The sequence below is a fragment of the Psychrobacter sp. DM8 genome, assembly GCF_051307025.1.
Taxonomy (GTDB): domain Bacteria; phylum Pseudomonadota; class Gammaproteobacteria; order Pseudomonadales; family Moraxellaceae; genus Psychrobacter.
Genome location: NZ_CP195538.1, coordinates 1,283,635 through 1,302,831, shown reverse-complemented (window position 1 = coordinate 1,302,831; position 19,197 = coordinate 1,283,635). Strand labels below are relative to the sequence as shown.

Genomic DNA, 19,197 nt, shown 5'->3' with positions numbered 1-19,197 from the left:
GTTAAAGGCCAATGGCTGATAGCTCTAGCCCTTGCGCCTGCCCTGCTTTAGATAAGCGCAGCGCAGCCTTTCGGCTGTCTTGATTGGTATCACTTTGAGTCATATCTATAAACAATACAGGCGGCGGCAAATAGCTATCAGCGCGGCTCGCCCATTCAATGATAACCAAAGCATTTGGCTCATCGAGATACTCATCAAAACCGATAAAGGAGAGCTCCTCAGGGTCTTGCAAACGATAAAGGTCGGCATGATAGACCGATTTGATAAAGCCGTCCGCTTGCTCGATTTGATACGGCTCAACCAAAGTATAAGTGGGACTTTTAACCGCGCCATCATGGCCAAGTGCTTGCAGCCAATAGCGCGTCAATGTCGTCTTGCCCGCGCCCAAATCACCTGATAACCAGACGCTGCCCGTGAGCGGTAGCGTCGCTAATTGCTCAGCCAAACGCTGAGTGTCGTCCTCAGAATGTAAAGTCAAAGTTGCTGTATGAATATCACTCATCAATGGCTGCCTGTCTCTTTACTATCCACTTGAACTTTGGTATCCACTTGCATCAATACCGTAGGATTGATAAAGCGCTCGCCTTTAATCAGTTTGGCATAAAGCTTGGAATCATGCCATTCGCTTTGCACTTGTTCACTAAATTCAAAGTCCTCAAGTCGTAGCTCACCCATCTGCGCGTTGGCGACATCATCGGCAAAGCACTGCGCGTAACCTGTCGCCGTCTCGTGCGCAATGACGGAATAAACGCTCACATCCGCCTCGCCGTTTTGCATTTGCGTCTGCGCTAGGATTGATTGCGCCCAAAAGAATATGACCCGCGAGAACTGCTCAGCTGATGGTGACACGGGCAAACTAATCCAGCGTGCACTAAATTTTTTGCATGCCTCGATATACTCAGGATCGTCTTGATTCCAAAAACAAATGGCATGATCAAAGCTGTCAATAATATCTTTGATAGATGATTTTAATAGGCCAAAATCATAGACCATCTGGCCTTGATCAAGACGCTGGGCCTCAAGTATGAGCTCAATCTGATAACTGTGCCCATGGATGGAGTGCTTGCAGCGCTCAGAGCTACAGTTACGCACGATATGAGCATTTTCAAATTTAAAAAGTTTACGAATACGCATAGATATCAACCAAATAAGAAACGTTATCCTGTCAGCCAAGATAACGAAAAGAGGGTGCCAAATTTAGTATCTATTATAGCAAATTGCTCTGCATCCGTAAGTAAGCGCTTATTAACAAGGTCTAGGTAGCATAAAAACAAACACTGATGTCGAAGTTTTGCCACCTTTAACATAATGATTCGATAAATAAACCTTTTAACTGCTTCGTGGCGCAAACATAATGATCGCCATTCCTAATAGTGCAATCGCAGACCCTAATACATCCCATGTGGTGGGTCTGATACCGTTCACAGTCCATAACCATAAAATCGCCATAACCACATACACTCCGCCGTAAGCTGCGTAAACTCTACCTACCGCAGTCGGATGTAGAGTCAATAGCCAGACAAAGGCCGCCAAACTCAGCACACCAGGAATAAGCAGCCAAACACTCTTACCCTCTCGTAGCCAAAGATAAGGTAGGTAGCAACCCACAATTTCAGCCAATGCGGTCAGCGCAAAAAGACCAAGCGTCTTTAATTCAGTCAAACCCCATTACTCCTTAATCGTAATAAATCCCGTTAAGTACTGAACGGCGTTGCCTGAAATCAAAACTCTATCGCTTGCAACCTCACAATATACTACCCCGCCCCGCTTTGATGCTTGATAAGCAACCAATTCGTTTTTACCCAAACGATCTGCCCACAATGGCGCCAGTCCTGTATGGATTGAACCTGTCACTGGGTCTTCATCACCGCCATTGGCAGGCCAAAAATATCTAGAGATAAAATCGAAATCTTTAAACTGCTTTGACTGAGTCTGACAAGTCACGACCACATCCAAAGGCGCTAGCTGCTTTAATTTATCGTTATCACGAACCACGTTTAGGACATCAGATTCAAAATGATAAACGACAAAATAAGCTTGAGCATTTTTATAGACCTCAGCAGGCGCGATGGACAACCCTGCCAGTAAACTCTCAGGAATATCCTCACATTCAATAGGTTTGGCATTGGGAAAATTCATCTGTATTTTACCGTTGTCAGTTTGTATCACGGTCATCATACCGATAGCTCTTGCTGATAAACGAATGGTTTTTAAAATAGGATATTTATTAAACAATATAAAAGCCGACGCCAAAGTCGCGTGACCACAAAAGGCAATCTCAGTCAGCGGTGAAAACCAACGAATGTGATAAGTATCCGCTGTGCTACCCGCCACTAAAAACGCAGTCTCAGATAAATTGTTCTCAGTAGCAATGGACTGCATTAGCTCGTCCGCTAGCCAATTTTCGGTAATAATCACAGCCGCTGAGTTACCCTTGAATAGCTCATCGGTAAAAGCATCTACTACGTTGATCTCAAGTTGCATACTAGTCTCACTCCTACATTTGTTATCAAATAGCATTAAATCCAGCGCCGAACTTTGGCTCTATAACTTTGATACGCTGTGCCAAATAACCGTGTCATCGCGCGCTCCTCAGGCTCAATCTGAAAGCGTGTCATGTAGATAACAAAGACAGGCAGGATTATAAACGCCAAATAATGGGATAAATAAAATGCCCAGCCTAACAAGACTAGAGTCAATCCGACATACATAGGATTACGCGTGTATCGATAAATGCCATTGGTCACCAATTGGCTGGCATTATTAGGAGCATGCGGGTTGACTGTAGTTTGCGCTTTTTTAAACTGTGCAACTCCTAAAACGCCTAATCCTAACCCTATAGCGCCTAAGCCAACTGCTATCATGGTTGAGCCTTCAATTGAGAACTGCAAACTTGGCGCAACTTTAGAGACGCCATACATAGCAGCGGCTGAGACAACAACTTGTACTACAGGTGGTACTTTAAGCTCTAAAAAGCGCATAACAAGTCTACCTTCAATGTAAAACCACAGTTATAGTTTGAGTGCTAAACGTTTTATATAAATCATGCTGTCTTAAATATATCGTTACCAAAACATAAAAACTTCTTAGCACTAAAGCACCAAGAAGCTTTGTATAAATCAAAACATTACGGGAATACTATACCGCCGCTACGTGCTCCGCTTTAGCATAATTGTTAATCTCGGTCGGTACGGTTCCACTACTAGTGCGCTCAGATTTCATTTGATCCGCTATCTTTTCAGCGATAGCGATGGTTGGCGCATTAGTGTTGGCACTGATCAGGGTCGGCATAATAGAGGCATCAATCACGCGCAGGTTCTCTATCCCTCTGACCTTGAGATCAGTGTCGACGACGGATAGCTCATCTGCACCCATACGGCAAGTCCCTACAGGATGATAGATAGTATCAGATCTGTTTTGAATGTAGCCAAGCAGCCCATCTTTTTCCAGATAAGGCGCGGCGTAATCTTCGGTGATGAACTTGGCAAGGGGGGCCTCCTCCATAATCTCCCGCGTACGTTTGGCCCCTGCCATCATAAATTCAACATCCTTTTCATGTGACAAATAGTTGGGGTCTATAAGGGGTGCGACACTAGCATCGGTTGAGGCCAATTTAACCGTACCGCGACTCTCAGGACGTAAATAGCAGCTATGGACAGAGATACCATAACCCCATTTGACCTCACGGCCGTGATTAATGACGCGCGAGATGACAAAGTGCAACTGCGTATCTGGCCAATCAGTTGGTGTCGCCTCTGTTGCATTAAAGAACGCGCCCGCTTCTGCGTAGTTGGTGGTCAGTATGCCAGTACCTTTTTTTCTCCACTCCCCAATCGCTGACATCATCATAGGCACCGTTCCAAAGCCAATACCGATAACATCTTTGGTATTTACCTTGTAATCAAAGACCACATCTAAGTGATCTTGTAAGTTCTCACCGACATTTGGCGAATCATGTACCACCTCGATACCGAGCTCTTCTAGATGATCTTTTGGACCGATACCTGATAGCATGAGTATCTGTGGTGAACCAAATGCACCAGCTGATAAAATAACTTCAGATCGGGCGGTGGCGGTATAATGTTCACCATGCTTATCATAAGCCACGCCTATCGCTCGCTTATTTTCAGTCAAGATACTAGTGACGCGCGCACCCGTCATAATCGTCAGGTTTTCTCTATCTTCAAAAGGATGGATGTACGCGGCGGCCGCTGAGCAGCGCTGGCCTTGTTTTTCTCCATGAAAATGGGTGACTTGATAAAGACCTGCCCCATCTTGTTTGGTGCCATTAAAGTCGTTGTTGGCGTCTAATCCATTGGCAATACAGGCATCAACAAAAGAGGTCGATATTGGACGAGGACTCACCAATTCTGACACGTGGAGTGGTCCACTATCGCCATGATGCTCACTACCGCCATGTACATTGTTCTCAGCTTTTTTAAAGTATGGCAGCATATCATCGTAGCCCCACCCTGCGCAGCCATCCTGCTCCCAGCGATCATAATCTTTGGCGTTACCACGCGTGTAGACCATAGCGTTGATAGCAGAAGATCCGCCCAAGCATTGTCCACGTGGCTGGTAGCCGGTGCGATTGTTCAAGTGCGTTTGCGGCACGGTATCAAAGCACCAGTTGTTAATCTTGGTCGGTTTGTCACGCATCATAACGATGACACCAGCTGGCACGCGTACTGCCAAGTCTTTGCCGTCGCCGCCGAACTCGAGCAGACAAACAGTGATATTAGGGTCTTCTGATAAACGGCTTGCCATAACGCAGCCTGCTGAGCCGCCACCGATAATTATGTAGTCAAATTCCATGAGTTAAGCGCTCCTTGCTTATGAGTAGCAGGTGTCAAACAACACCATACTGTCGCTTAACTATAGCAGAATTTATTATCAGTAGATTATGAGTAGGAAAATTTAACAAAAAATATAGAACATAAAAAAAGCCCATCTAACTCTCTTGTTGAGAAATTAGACGGGCTTTTTCTAAATGCCTAAAACGTATTAAATATTGAATTCTAACGCTCTATCGCCTTCGCTATCTTGAATGCGTGTTGGTAGACCTATCTTGTTGAGCAGATTAATAAAGGGCTTGGCATCCAGCTCTTCGACGTTGACCATTTTGCCCGCGTCCCACTCGCCTGTGGCGATTAACATAGCAGCCGCGACAGGAGGCACGCCTGCGGTATAAGAGATCCCTTGGCTACCGACCTCATTATAGGCGTCTTTATGATCGGAGATATTATAGATAAATACCTCGCTATCAACGCCATTAATCTTGCCTTTGACTTTATCACCAATACAGGTTTTGCCCGTATAGTTTGGCGCCAGCGAACTTGGATCTGGTAGTACCGCTTTGACCACTTTTAATGGAATGACTTCTTGCCCTTCGGCAGTCATTACCGGCTGCTCGGACAACAGACCTAAGCTTTGTAAGACGGTAAACACATTGATATAGTGCTCACCAAAGCCCATCCAAAAGCGTATGTTGGGCACATCTAAATTGGCTGACAATGAGTGAATTTCATCATGACCACTCAAGTAGCTGTTTTGCATGCCAACGACTGGCAGATCGTCAGTACGTTTGACTTCGAACATTTTATTCGACTGCCACTGGCTATCTTGCCAAGAGTAGACGGTTCCCGTGAACTCACGAAAATTAATCTCAGGATCGAAGTTGGTGGCAAAATACTTACCATGATCGCCGGCGTTTATGTCGATGATATCGATATCAGTGACTGAGCCTGCATCCATCATGTCATAGCCCAGACGCGCATAAGCGTTGACCATACCAGGATCAAAGCCTGCGCCCAAAATCGCCGTGACATTGTTGTCCGCACAGCGCTGACGACGCTGCCACTCATAGTTGTCATACCATGGCGGCGTCTCGCAAATTTTGCGCGGATCCTCATGAATGGCGGTATCGATGTAGGCTGTACCCGTCTCGATACAAGCTTCTAATACGGTCATATTGATAAATGCCGAGCCGACGTTAATTAAGATTTGAATACCGGTATCGTTGATAAGATCGATGACAGCTTGAGTATCCATAGCATCGACTTCATGCGTATGCAAGACAGCAGCTTGCTTAAAGCTTCCTTTGTCTTTTACGCTTTGGGCAATGGCAGCGCATTTATCTAGCGTACGTGAGGCAATATGAATCTCGCCGAGCACATCGTTATGCATCGCACATTTATGCGCGACGACTTGAGCCACGCCGCCTGCGCCGATGATAAGTACGTCTTTTTTGTTGGGTTTGGTTTGACTTATGTTCAATGAACAATCCTCCTTTGTGTTCCTGTCGATACCAATGATATGGCTATGCAAAACAGCAACGAGTGAATGATGTGCGTGAATGAAAAAGGAAGACCGAGGAAAACCCACGCACCCGACGGGCAAAACTATTTGTTTGATAACGTTTACCCGAGGCGATTATAACAATTTATCACCTATTATCGGTAAAACAATGTATAAAAAATAGACTCGTTGACTATAGTAAAAGCGTACTCTAAACCTATGTTTTCAAGATTTAAATCAAGTTAGTAGAATAGCTGATCTAAGACAAACTGGCTTTATAATCTTGATAGTCAAACTCACGCTGGATAGTGATACTGCCATCCAAACGACGAATAACGATAGCTGGCATGCCCACGCCATTGAACCAGTTTTTCTTCACCATCGTATAGCCTGCGGCATTACCAAACGCGATGGTATCACCTACCTGTAATTGGTTAGGTAGTGCATACTCGCCAAAGATATCACCTGCCAAACATGAGCGACCGTAGATAATCGTATTGTCATCTGCCTGCTCTTTATTCACAGGCATTATATCAACGACACTCTCATTAATAGTAGCGATAGACGCTGACTCTTGATAAATCAGTAAATCTAGCATATGCGCTTCAATAGAAGCATCGACGACAGCTAAGTTCTTTTCATTGTGCATAGTATCTAATACTGTCGTGACCAATGAGCCTGCGCCATGAATACTTGCCTCACCTGGCTCAAGATAGACTTGTACGCCGTATTTTTCACTAAAGCCTTTTAATCTATCAGCGAGTTTTTCTAGTGGATAATCAGGGGCGATAAAATGAATGCCGCCGCCTAAGCTGACCCAGTCAAGCTGCGCCAACACGTCACCAAATCTATCTTCAATATCAGCCAAACTTTCGCTAAAGGCTGCAAAGCTGTCGTTCTCGCAGTTGTTATGGATCATAACACCTGTGATATCACCAAGCACCGCGGCAATCTTATCTTTGTCATGCTCACCCAGACGGCTAAAGGGACGCGCTGGATCAGCAATGATAAAAGATGAATTGCTAGTCTTTGGGTTCAAGCGTAGTCCTACTGGAATATTCTGTGCACAAGCCTTATCTTTAAAGCTATTAAGCTGTGAGATAGAATTAAAGATAATCTTATCGGCATAGCTTAGTACTTCGTCAATCTCGCCTGCGCTATAGGCCACGCTATAGGCATGGGTTTCTTTTTTGTCTTTGCTACTACCTTCATTACTATTGTCAGCATTATCACCAAAAGTTTCATAGCCTAACCGCACCTCGTTGAGTGATGATGAGGTTGTACCATGCAAGTAAGGCTGCATAACATCAAATACGCCCCAAGTCGCAAAGCATTTAAGCGCGAGCAATGCTTTCGCGCCTGATAATTCACATAGCCGAGCAATAATCTGCATGTTGGCAACGATTGCCGCTTCGTCAAGCAGATAATAAGGGGTTGGCGGTAGTGCGGAGTTAGGAGTTTTTACGGCGTTTTTAGAATTCATAAGAGGTTACCTAATCGCTGCGATTGCCATCATGACAGATATAAATAATTGCGCTATAGTAGACTAAATCCATCATAATTAGAATATTTTATGTCGCTATCTACCGATTATTCCAACGCCTCAAACCAAGCTCATTCATCACAGCTCGATCCCAAGAATATCGACTTGACGCATCTCAATATTGACGCCCGCGCAGTATTGGATTTTTGGTTTGATAAGGACAACGAGGCCTGCTGGTTTGAACAAAATGACAATTTTGATCAGCAGATAGCGGACAAATTTGGTGATATTTGGCAAGCTGCTAAACAAGGTGAATGCGTAAGCTGGCGTATTGCAGACGCGACTGCTGATAGCAATAGCTCAATCACAGCGCTGGCAGGACGTTTGGCTGAGATTATTGTGCTTGATCAGTTCTCGCGCAATCTATGCCGCGACGAGGCTTGCGCCTTTGCTCAAGATGGTATGGCGTTAGTCCTTGCGCAAGAAGCCATCGAGCAGCCGCATTTTAATAGTTTGCCTATGGAGTGGCGCAGATTTACGATTATGCCCTTTATGCATTCAGAATCGGCTATGATTCATGAGCGTTACTTGCCTCTGTTTAAGCAGTTAAACGATGCAAATACTTTAGACTTTGAGCATCGTCATAAAGACATTATTGATCAGTTTGGCCGTTATCCGCATCGCAATGAAGTGCTGGGTCGCACATCTACTGACAAAGAAGAGGAGTTTTTAAAGCAGCCAGGATCTTCGTTTTAGATGATCAATACAACGACAGATAAATCGCCTATTTCACTTTATATTACGAGTAGTTCACAGCGCCTGTTCTAAAGGTAAACGACTGACTCTGTATACGATTATCACTCTGTACAATATCAAAGCGGACTCGGTACTCGCTATTGCCATGTAGTCCGCAGTTCTTGCTCTTTCTCGTCATGCCCCTGCAGCTACTTAGCGCATCAGTAATAGGCAATATAAAAGCCTCGTTCGCTGGCAGTGCAAACTCTGTATCTTTATACGGATCGTTCTGATAACTAAGGATGTGCGTGGGCACATTTATATCTCGCTCAATATCATAAATCTCAACATTGATGATTTGAATTTGCTTAGCGTTTGGCACATTGATATATATGGGCTGGCCTATTGGATCAGTACTCAAATTACGGCCCGTATGCTTTACAGGATCGGGCGTTTCGTTATAGAGTCCTGTTACCGTTTCAGTGACACCTTGACAGGGATAAGTAAAAACGCCAGAGAATGCTGCTCTTGATGTAGCCCTTGTCGCCGCTGCATTGGTGACTAGCATATAGCCTTGATTATTGTCTTTATCCATGTCAAAAGGTTTGTAGCCGACTACTGCTGTACCGACGAGTTTTGATTGCGGCGTCATCAATGAGCGCAAATGATAAGGCGCTGCCATTAATGACTTTGCCATCGAAGTCGTAGCAATGCTAGGAGAGATGAGTCTGCCTGCTGAATGATAATATCTTGTCTGGGCGATGTTCTCTGTGATGCCATAATTTATATTAGGATAGTTTGCATTAAACATTCGGTTCTGGACATCGAGTCCACTAAAGTACGGATTATTTGTACTCGTTACCGAATCGATATCCTTAATAGCTATTTGGTAATGCGGATTAAACCTAGTCACCGCCGCATTCTCAAAAGCATATTTAATGTAGTTGGCGTGCTGTAGTGCAATTTTGGTCAGCTCAGTGTCTAGCGATAAGGTATCTAACCCGCAATGACGTCTTGCTAAGTTAAAATCATTATTGGCCATCAAGGCGACATCATCAGCGTTTTCATTTTTTAGACCTGCTGCACTGTCATCAATACGATTATCTACTGCTCTATCATTACTAGTCACATCAATCGGCGTCTTATTCCCTATGCCACTCTCAGTATCCGCTCGTAGATTAGTCACTAATGCACCAAAGTCTTTGATATAAATATCGCTTAAGTAGGTTCTATCTATACCATCATGAGCGGGTAGCAACACGAGTAAAATAACCAGTATTCCTGAGTAATTGCTTGACGATTTAGCGCTCATTAACTGCCCTATATGATTTAATTATCTGATAACGGTCAAATTCGACCTTGAACCCCATTCATCATCTTTAGATAGTTTAAGTAAAAGACAAATAAAAAAGTATAAGGGGATACCTTATACTTTTTATTGTTTATTGAGTCTGTTGCAATTTTAGTAGACTGACCTTGTTTGTATACTAATAACTTACCTTACCTGTCTTAAAGGTAAATGATTTGCTTTGCATATCTTTACCGTCGACTAAGACGTCGAAGCTGACGTGGTATTCATTATTACCATAAAGTCCACACTGCTGACTTTGATTAGGCATGCGTTTAGCCTCGCAGCTTTTTAGACTGTCTGTGAGCGGCATGATGAAGGCCTCGTTTGCTGGCAACTCAAAATTGGTCCCTTTAAACGGATCATCATTACTATCCAACAATTTGACCGGTATATCGACATTGCGTTTCATATCACGGAACTTTATGTTACTCACTTTGATACTTTGGGCTGAAGGCATGTTGATATAAACAGGTTGCCCGATAGGATTTTTTTGTAAATCTCTAGTAGGCAATCCACCATTTGGATTTCTAAATGGATTGGGGCTTTCGTTATAAAGGGCAGTAACTGTGCCAGTAACGCCATTACAAGGGTAGGTAAAGATACCCTCAACAGTGTTATTTTTACTTGAATCGGTCACCGCTGCATGATTGACCAGCACATAGCCTTTGGCATGTTTAAAGCCTGATTTGTTAAACGGCTCGTAGGCAACCATACTTGAACCTGTTAGACTCGACCCTGGCATCATAAGCGAACGTAAATGATAAGGCGCAGCTAGTAATGATTTAGTCATCGAGAGCGACGCAACTTCTGATGCGACTATATTATCAGCAGTGCTATAGTATACTGTCTGCGCAATATTCTCGGTAACGCCATGGTTGACGTTGCTATAGCCTGCATTAGATAAACGCTTACCAAAACTCACCCCACCGAAAAAAGGATTATTGTTGCCTGTAACCGCAGCGATGTCGCTAATAGAGTTTTCAGTATGGGCATTAAAGGATGTAGGTGTGCTGTTGGCGTACACATATCTAATATAATTACCGTGTTTAATAGCAACATTGCCAAGCTCTGCGTCATCTGACAAGCCATTAAGACCGCAACTAGTACGTGCCAGACTGATCGTGTTATTAGCTACTAGCGCAGCTTTGGTATCGTTGTCTAAAGCAACAGGGGTGGGTCTACTGGATCATCTTGTTCGTCCTCTGGCTCATCAGGGACAGGCGTATCTGAGTCTGAAACAATTGGGTCTGAGACTATAATATCACTCTCTACTTCACTAGGTACACTTGGCTCAACAGCTTCATCTGCGCCAGAACTCGTGTTTGAATCGCTGCCCCCACCATCACCACCGCCCCCACATGCTGCTAGAAACAAAATAGAAAAAAGTAGTGTGCTTGAACGCTTCGCTGCCAGTGTTGATACCATCATCAGTCCTTGATTGTTTGATAATACTAGAATGCTGTTTAGACTCTAGTTACAAACTATAAACGTAAGATATACAGTTTTCAATAGCAAATTGCTAGAAAGTATTATACCCAAAATATATTATATATTAGGGATTTAAGTATTATTACTTAGGCTATTTTTACTAGCAGATAGTATTGTTTTGATTAAATACAATTATGATGAGTGCATTCATTGCATATGTTTTATGGGCGAAAAACTACGTCTATGCTCCGGCAATACGCCGTAGGTATCGATAGCAGCTATGTGTGCACGAGTCGGATAGCCCTTATGCTGGGCGATGGCGTAGTTTGGATACTTAGCATCCATCTCATACATAGTTCTGTCGCGACTGACTTTTGCCAAGATACTAGCTGCCGCTATACTGGTATGACGCGCATCCCCTTTTATCCAAGCTTGGCAATCAATAGCGGATGGTGGTAGCCCTAGCTTCTCAAGTATTAAATAGTCAAGATCTGGACAGCGATTACCATCAATGAGTATCTCAATCTGTCCTTTATTGAGCTCATTCTGCCCTCCTACCACTATTGTAGCGAAATACTGGGCTATTGCCTTTAGCAACGTTTCACTACATAAGCGCATACCGAGCATGGTTGCGGCCAAAATATTAATCTGATCGATCACCGCAGCAGGTATCTCAGCGACAACAAAACCAAGTGCATACTTTTGCACGAGCGGATATAGAATATCGCGTTTTTTTTCACTGAGCTTTTTGGAATCAGTGAGCGTACAGAGCGGCGTCTCCTGTAGTGGCTGATGCTCGATTAGATCTGACCAGGTATTAGGCAAGATAGCGGCAGCTATAGTAACGCAGCCGAGTAACGGACCGCGACCTGCTTCATCTACCCCTATTTGTAATGGTGATGACATAGAACTGAAGGTTTTATCAGTGATCAGCTTAGTGATATTGAGCTGACCTGATAACGTAATCGGTGCGTTTAAACTGACATATTGATCTTTAATATCAATGTTCCCGATAGTATCGTCGAGTACGATGATCTGCTCTATTTGACTCATAACTTAGCGGACTTATTGTTAATATTTATGATTTAAAATACCGAACCTTTTGGGCATAATATTGTTGCACGGCGCTATTGGCAGGATTGTGATTGCTTTGCTGTTGCAGAGTTTTTTTGGTTTCAACCAAAGCCCTTAATTGCTCATCATAAGCGCGCGGCTGGAGCAGTTGCATGACAGTACGGCAAATGTTCTCCCCCGTTGCTTGCTCTTGAATGAGTTCAGGGATGATGGCATCGCCTGCCAAGATATTGGGCAGTGCTACATAGGGCACCTTAACCAGACGCTTAGCAACCCGATAAGTCAGCTGATTTAACTGGTAGATCACAACCATAGGTCGCTCAAGCAGCATCGCCTCAAGGGTTGCTGTACCTGAGGCGAGCATGACCATATCAGAGGCTGCCATTGCCTGCTGACTAAAGGTAGGTAGGCTGTCATCATAAACCACAACGATTGCAGCTCGCAGTGATTCTGAGCGCTTATCGATTACCTCTTGTACAATATACTGATGGTTTTGATCAACCGTTGGGATAATAAAGCATAGCTTTGGATCTAGGAGTATGAGCTTTTGAATACCGTCAAGCATCACCGGTAAAATAGCAGTAATCTCACCGCGGCGCGACCCTGGCATCACGCAGATGAGCTGACTGACTGCATCGAAACGGCTGGTAAAAAACTGCTGTAAGCCATCATTGTGCCAGACTAACTCACTACGTAGCTGGGTCATCGGCGTCTGAACGAGCGACTGATCTATGGTGCGTAGTAGCGGATGTCCAACGCAGATCGCTGGATGATCATACTGCTCATACACAGGCAATTCAAAGGGGAATAAGCACAGCACCAAGTTGGTTGCCGCCTTGATACCATGAATACGTGACTCACGCCAGGCCCATATCGATGGACTCACGTATTGCACGCAAAATACACCTTTGGGTTTGAGCTTTTTGGCAACGCGTAAATTAAAATCAGGGGCATCGATACCCACGAACCAATCAATGTTCGCGCCATCAAAGGCAGTCAGTAGCTCACGCCGCGCCTTAAATAGATCTCGCAATTGCGACATCACTTCAACCAAGCCCATAACTGCTAAGCGTGATAGCTGAAACAAGCTTTGCAGACCTTGCGCTTGCATCTTACTACCACCAACGCCGATCCAGATAATATCACCGCGCAAATTGTTCATCTGTGCCATAAAATCAGCGCCCAAGCTATCGCCTGAGACCTCTCCTGCGACTATCCCTATCACCAAAGGGCCTGATGCCTGATCAGTAGCAAGAGTATCAGACAAAGAACTTTGCTTAAAAGGTGTTACAGATTCTGGCATGATAGTATCCTAACCGCTATTAGATATAAGGTGGAGTTGGGTACAAACTAAAATATAGCACAAGCCATTATTGGACGCTAACCACCTAGACGCTTATACAGACTTCTAAGTGCTTAAGCATTTAGGCTGCCATCATACGTGAGCGCAGCTCAAATAGCGAAACGCTCAAGATTTTAGGCAAACAATAATAAATTTTAAAGAATTATAGAGTATAGCGACGCCTAAAAAGACTAATATCAGCGCAAGTATAACAAAACATTGGTTTTGGCATTCCAGTTATCAGTCAATTAACTACTCTTGTCCCCTTGTCAACGACTACTTTTGACCTCATAATGATTGTTCCTATAAATAAGCTAGACGATATAATCATGACAACACCAGCTACCCATAATACAGACATTGACGACGTGAATATTGAACAATTCATCCCCCTAGTTACGCCAGCTGAATTAAAAGCTGAGCTACCGCTCTCAGAGTCCGCGTATCAAACTGTCCTAAAAGGACGTCAAACCATTCAAAACATCTTAGATGGTAAAGATAAGCGCTTGTTTATCGTCATCGGCCCCTGCTCTATCCATGACATAAAGGCTGCGCACGAATATGCCGACCGCTTGGCTAAACTGGCAAAAGAGCTGGAAGATACCATCTTTATCGTTATGCGGGTCTATTTTGAAAAGCCGCGTACTACGGTTGGCTGGAAAGGCATGATCAACGATCCTGATATGAATGATAGCTTCGATATCGAAAAGGGTTTGCGCAGCGCGCGCAGATTGCTCATCGATCTTAATGAGAAGGGTTTGCCTTGCGCGACTGAAGCCTTAGACCCAAATACGCCGCAGTACATGCAAGACTTGATTAGCTGGTCAGCTATTGGTGCTCGTACCACTGAGAGCCAAACGCATCGCGAGATGAGCTCGGGTCTATCTTGTCCAGTTGGCTTCAAAAACGGCACCGACGGCGGTATGACTGTCGCCGTCAACGCTATGCAAGCGGTCAAAGCGCCTCATAGCTTCTTGGGGTTATCCTCAGACGGTCAAGTCTCTATTATCAAATCTAAAGGCAACCCTTATGCGCACGTGGTACTGCGCGGCGGTAATGGTAAGCCAAACTATGATGAGACGGCAGTAGCAGCCGCTGAGAATGAGCTTGAGAAAGGTAAAACCAGTACCAAAATTATGATTGACTCAAGTCATGCCAACTCAGGTAAAGACCCTTACTTGCAGCCCATGGTCATCAATAACGTCGCTGAGCAAATCGAAAACGGTAACAAATCTATCATCGGTATGATGGTTGAGAGTCACCTAAAAGGCGGTAATCAAAAGCTCACCGAAGACTTAAGCAAGCTTGAATATGGCGTCTCTATCACCGATGGTTGCCTCGACTGGGAGAGTAGCGTAGCCGCGCTACACAATTTGCGTAATATGGTCAAAGACGTTTTACCCAATCGTTAATGAGCAACAACTAACTGCCCAAATACAAAAGCCCATCTACTCGTAGGTGGGCTTTTGGCTGCGAGGTAGAAATTTTAAGTTACACAGGATTTTCTTTGGCTTTAATACTAACGACATCTAAGCTAATGAGCCCCATAGCAATGACCACCATTATTGTGCCAATAACGTCACTTACACTTAAATCAATATCAAACAACCAGACAGATAAAAGCGTTGCAAATATTGGATTGAGCAAATGAAAAGCCGAAGCATATCCTGAGCCAAACCAGCGAATAAGCTGAAACCACATCAGCATAGCCGCGCCTGATATCAAGATGACTTGGTACAAGAGTGAATATACAAATATCGGTATGCTCAAGGCTTGTCCCCAAGCAAATACTGATACAAAGGGCAACAACATAACGCCTGCACTTAGATTTTGTAGTCCTGTCAGCGCCACTACGTTATGACTAGAAGCGATAAGCTGATAGTATAAGGTGCCAGCCGCTAGAGCAACTACCGATAGCAATACACATCCGACACCCCATAAAAACTCATCCGTTTGAGCAGGGTTTTGCAGCTGACTCAGTAGCGACTCTACCCCGCCCACACGAGCTACAAGCACAACGACAACGCCTAAAAACCCAAGTGTTAATGCTATCCACAAGTATGCCGACCACTTTTTACTTAAATATGACTGCGCAAAAGCGGTTAAAAACGGTGTGGTAGATACTAGTAACACCACAAGCTCTGGTGATACATACTGCAAGCCTGAGTAAGATAGCCCAAGATACAACACGTAGTTAAGTAGCGCTAAAATCATGGCATCACGCCACATTGAGCGACTTAGAAGTTCTGTTTTATTAATTGATATCTTTAACTTGTGTCGCCGCTTTAATACCTGATACAGACCTAGTAGTAACATACCTGCCAATAAAAACCGCACGCTCAAAAAACTAAGCGGTGACATATAATCAACCGAGTACTTACCCGCTATAAACGCTGATGACCACAATAAACTAAAGACCACCCCAAATATCATCTTGTTCATAATTGATGTCCTCAGTGCCTAGAATCAGTGCCTAACTTAGTATTTAACTCGATTTATCATGAACTATAATCTTTATCGCTTTGCAAACCTTAGCATCTCTTAAAAATAAAAAGGCTAAACTGACATAGCAGTTTAGCCTTTTATCTAAATCATTCGACAACTTTATTTACCAGCTGCGCCCAGTACGCTCTCTAAACTTTCAAGCACATGTTTAGAGGTGGCTTTTTGCTGTAGATCAAGCAGTTTTTCATGTGCCATAGTGCGGCGCGGCTCAACCAAAGTATACCAACGCGCCAGCACTTGTAGCATACGCGATGCAACCACTGGATTGGCCTCATCTAATCTTTTGATAACATCGACATAGATATCTAAGCCCTCAAAGGTCCAGAGCACCGCAGGCTGCGCGGTAAATGCACCTATTACCGAACGTATACGGTTCGGCGTATTCCAATCAAAGTCCTTGTGCGCTAGTAGCGATTTAATAGTATCAGTAGTCACATGAGTATTAGATGCTTGCACACTAAACCATAAGTCGATGACCAAATCATCCGTATTAAACCGCTCGTAAAAATCAGCTAAGTAGGCATTACAACTCTCTAACTGATGATTGACAATAGCTCTTAGCGCCCCAAAACGCTCAGTCATACAGCTGGCATTGTCATACTGCTGCTTAGCCCACTGATCCGCGCCTGTGACCTTGGCTGTCAATGCCATATCTAGTACTACATTACGTAGGGCGCGCCTGCCTAGTGCTTCTGGGGTATCAGTATAGGCTTGTAATGGCAACTGCTCATAGATAGTTGCCCATTGATCCTTTAGCGCAAGGGCGACTTGTTTGTATAGATTCTCACGCTCTTGTTTGATGACCTCTGGATCGTAGTCTTTGTGCGTCGCTGATGCCAGCTCCTGCGGTGATGGGATATCGAGCAGGCGCGCCGCTAACATAGGATCATCTACTGCAAGCTTAGGCAGGGTCGCCACTAGTGCTTGCAAGTAAATATCAGGACTGCTCTTAGCGTCACTACTGGGCAGTAATATACGATTGACCAGCATTTGCGTCACTTGCCAGCGGTTAAAACCATTGGTCTCATGAGTCAGCAAAAACGCTAAATCGGTATCTTGATAATTATAATTCAATTGCACAGGTGCGCTAAAATCGCGTAGCAAGGACACCACAGGATTACTGCCTACATTGTCAAACACAAAGGTTTGCGCCGCTTGCTCAAGTAATAGCATACGCTCGCTAATGATCTCACCTGAGTCTTGATCAAACAAAGCCATCGCAACCGGAATTGGCAAAGGCTTTGGTGCATCAAATCCAGCGACGTGGCGCGTCTGCTGACTCAAAGTAATAGTGAGCGTCTGCGTCTCGCTATCATAGTCTTGATGGCCAGACAACACAGGCGTACCAGGCTGACGATACCAGTCGATAAAGTCCTCAACCTTACTATCAGTGATACTAAGCGCTGATAAGAAATCCTCTACTGTGACCGCTTGTCCATCATAACGGCGAAAATACTCATCAGTGCCTTGACGGAAATTATCAGCGCCGAGCATATTAGCAATCATGCGTACGATTTCTGCGCCTTTCTCATAAATAGTGGTGGTATAAAAGTTATTAATCTCAACAAAGCTCTCAGGACGTACAGGATGCGCGAGTGGCCCTGCGTCCTCTGCAAACTGATGCGCGCGCAGCATCGCTACATCGTCTATACGCTGCACCGCGCTTGATTGCTGATCGGCTGAGAACGACTGATCCCGATATACAGTAAAGCCCTCTTTTAGACACAGCTGAAACCAATCGCGGCAGGTAATACGGTTGCCCGTCCAATTATGAAAATACTCATGAGCGATGACTGCTTTTACATTAAAGCTGCGCGCATCGGTTGTCGTTTCAGGACTAGACAATACGCAAGCGGTATTAAAGATATTGAGACCTTTGTTCTCCATAGCGCCCATATTAAACTGGCTCACCGCCACAATCATATAGCGATCTAAATCATAGGCGCGCCCATAATTGACCTCATCCCACAACATCGAGTCCTTTAATGCTTGCATACCGACATGACATTTATCAATATCATCAGACTTTGCGTACAACTCAAGGGTGACTTCTCGCCCTTCACTAGTTGTGAAATGATCGGTTAATACATCTAAGTTTGCGACAACGCAAGCGAACAGATAGCTTGGCTTATTAGTCGGATCTTCCCAAATAGCATAATGACGATCAGGCGCGCCTATGACTTCACCTTGTTCAATCAAATTACCATTGGCAAGCAGCGTCGGATAACGCTTGTCTGCCTCTAGACGCGTCGTAAACACCGCCAGCACATCAGGTCGATCAGGATAATAGGTAATCTTGCGAAAGCCTTCTGGCTCGCACTGAGTGACGAACATGGTCTCACTACCCGTGCCTGCGATGTACAGACCCTCAAGCGCGGTATTGGTTTGCGGATGGATACGCACCTTTATATGCAAACTTAGACTATCTGGCGCATCTGTAATGGTCAGCTTACCGTTATTGATGCTATAACGTTCAGTAGCCAGCACTTCCCCATCGAGTTCAATGGTGAGCAGCTCAACGTCCTCACCATATAGCACCAAGTCGCCTTCGGTCTGACGATTCATAACCAGCGTACTTTCGACTGTCGCATGCTCATCAAATAATTGAATGTCCAAATTGACGGTCTCGACATCGAAGCTTGGGCGCTTATAGTCTTTTAGATGGATTTTGCTTGGCTCATGAAGGGGTACATCAGCCATCTCAGGGTTGATAATTTGGGGAGTATCAGCAGACATGGTCATTCCTATTATTAATTGTAGATTGAGAGTATTTTTGTTAGAGGTAGAATGGTTCGTTCAATTGAGTGACTTTACATTATTAGCTTACATTGATTTGATTTGCTAGATTTCAAGTTACGCTACCGAAAAACTTAAACTTAGCTTTAAGAGTCATCAATAGCTTTAAGTCGTATTATTAATTGGCTAATGCCATATAAAGTGATTTAATGGCAGAGTAGATTTTCATTTCATAAAAAGGCACTC

Annotated in this window: 17 protein-coding genes; 2 read left to right on the top strand and 15 right to left on the bottom strand. The window is 44.3% G+C overall.

Going from position 1 to position 19,197, the window contains the following annotated elements:
• Position 1 precedes the first annotated feature (1 nt).
• The 8 genes from tsaE to ACR64J_RS05610 all read right to left on the bottom strand — a co-directional run bounded on the left by tsaE (position 2) and on the right by ACR64J_RS05610 (position 7,780).
• Positions 2-502 (bottom strand): tRNA (adenosine(37)-N6)-threonylcarbamoyltransferase complex ATPase subunit type 1 TsaE, encoded by a 501-nt coding sequence (tsaE, locus tag ACR64J_RS05645; protein WP_435950894.1) that lies wholly within the window; start codon positions 500-502, stop codon positions 2-4.
• Positions 502-1,134: a 6-carboxytetrahydropterin synthase gene (locus ACR64J_RS05640; protein ID WP_317199358.1), complete on the bottom strand. Its 633-nt coding sequence runs from the start codon at positions 1,132-1,134 to the stop codon at positions 502-504. Before ACR64J_RS05640 ends, tsaE begins: the two co-directional genes overlap by 1 nt.
• A gap of 195 nt (positions 1,135-1,329) precedes the next feature.
• Positions 1,330-1,662 (bottom strand): YnfA family protein, encoded by a 333-nt coding sequence (locus ACR64J_RS05635; RefSeq protein ID WP_317199357.1) that lies wholly within the window; start codon positions 1,660-1,662, stop codon positions 1,330-1,332.
• A gap of 6 nt (positions 1,663-1,668) precedes the next feature.
• Positions 1,669-2,484, bottom strand: coding sequence for a PhzF family phenazine biosynthesis protein (locus tag ACR64J_RS05630; RefSeq protein WP_435950893.1), 816 nt, complete (start codon positions 2,482-2,484; stop codon positions 1,669-1,671).
• Between the two features lie 35 nt (positions 2,485-2,519).
• Positions 2,520-2,981: a methyltransferase family protein gene (locus tag ACR64J_RS05625; protein ID WP_435950892.1), complete on the bottom strand. Its 462-nt coding sequence runs from the start codon at positions 2,979-2,981 to the stop codon at positions 2,520-2,522.
• A gap of 157 nt (positions 2,982-3,138) precedes the next feature.
• Positions 3,139-4,815 (bottom strand): GMC family oxidoreductase, encoded by a 1,677-nt coding sequence (locus ACR64J_RS05620; protein ID WP_435950891.1) that lies wholly within the window; start codon positions 4,813-4,815, stop codon positions 3,139-3,141.
• A gap of 189 nt (positions 4,816-5,004) precedes the next feature.
• On the bottom strand, positions 5,005-6,276 hold the full coding sequence (locus tag ACR64J_RS05615; protein ID WP_435950890.1) for a saccharopine dehydrogenase C-terminal domain-containing protein: 1,272 nt from the start codon (positions 6,274-6,276) through the stop codon (positions 5,005-5,007).
• 280 nt (positions 6,277-6,556) lie between these two features.
• Positions 6,557-7,780, bottom strand: a complete 1,224-nt coding sequence (locus ACR64J_RS05610; RefSeq protein WP_435950889.1) for a carboxynorspermidine decarboxylase — start codon at positions 7,778-7,780, stop codon at positions 6,557-6,559.
• 180 nt (positions 7,781-7,960) lie between these two features.
• Here ACR64J_RS05610 and ACR64J_RS05605 point away from each other — a divergent pair, with 180 nt between their 5' ends.
• On the top strand, positions 7,961-8,536 hold the full coding sequence (locus ACR64J_RS05605) for a DUF924 family protein (RefSeq protein ID WP_435951028.1): 576 nt from the start codon (positions 7,961-7,963) through the stop codon (positions 8,534-8,536).
• Positions 8,537-8,579: 43 nt separating this feature from the next.
• Here the strand turns inward: ACR64J_RS05605 and ACR64J_RS05600 are convergent, their stop codons facing one another.
• From ACR64J_RS05600 to lpxB, 5 genes are all read right to left on the bottom strand, one after another.
• The gene (locus tag ACR64J_RS05600) at positions 8,580-9,827 is read right to left on the bottom strand and encodes a CAP domain-containing protein (protein WP_435950888.1); all 1,248 of its coding nucleotides are present in this window, start codon (positions 9,825-9,827) and stop codon (positions 8,580-8,582) included.
• 175 nt (positions 9,828-10,002) lie between these two features.
• On the bottom strand, positions 10,003-10,950 hold the full coding sequence (locus tag ACR64J_RS05595) for a CAP domain-containing protein (RefSeq protein ID WP_435950887.1): 948 nt from the start codon (positions 10,948-10,950) through the stop codon (positions 10,003-10,005).
• Positions 10,951-11,024: 74 nt separating this feature from the next.
• Positions 11,025-11,294: a hypothetical protein gene (locus tag ACR64J_RS05590; RefSeq protein ID WP_435950886.1), complete on the bottom strand. Its 270-nt coding sequence runs from the start codon at positions 11,292-11,294 to the stop codon at positions 11,025-11,027.
• Between the two features lie 207 nt (positions 11,295-11,501).
• Complete coding sequence (locus ACR64J_RS05585; RefSeq protein WP_435950885.1) at positions 11,502-12,347, bottom strand: ribonuclease HII; 846 nt, start codon at positions 12,345-12,347, stop codon at positions 11,502-11,504.
• Between the two features lie 25 nt (positions 12,348-12,372).
• Positions 12,373-13,671, bottom strand: coding sequence for a lipid-A-disaccharide synthase (lpxB, locus tag ACR64J_RS05580; protein ID WP_435950884.1), 1,299 nt, complete (start codon positions 13,669-13,671; stop codon positions 12,373-12,375).
• Positions 13,672-14,039: 368 nt separating this feature from the next.
• Between lpxB and ACR64J_RS05575 the strand changes: the two genes are divergently transcribed.
• The gene (locus ACR64J_RS05575; RefSeq protein WP_435950883.1) at positions 14,040-15,122 is read left to right on the top strand and encodes a 3-deoxy-7-phosphoheptulonate synthase; all 1,083 of its coding nucleotides are present in this window, start codon (positions 14,040-14,042) and stop codon (positions 15,120-15,122) included.
• Positions 15,123-15,201: 79 nt separating this feature from the next.
• Here ACR64J_RS05575 and ACR64J_RS05570 read toward each other — a convergent pair whose 3' ends face one another.
• Complete coding sequence (locus tag ACR64J_RS05570) at positions 15,202-16,152, bottom strand: DMT family transporter (RefSeq protein ID WP_435950882.1); 951 nt, start codon at positions 16,150-16,152, stop codon at positions 15,202-15,204.
• 162 nt (positions 16,153-16,314) lie between these two features.
• Complete coding sequence (gene pepN, locus ACR64J_RS05565) at positions 16,315-18,951, bottom strand: aminopeptidase N (protein WP_435950881.1); 2,637 nt, start codon at positions 18,949-18,951, stop codon at positions 16,315-16,317.
• Between the last annotated feature and the right edge of the window lie 246 nt (positions 18,952-19,197).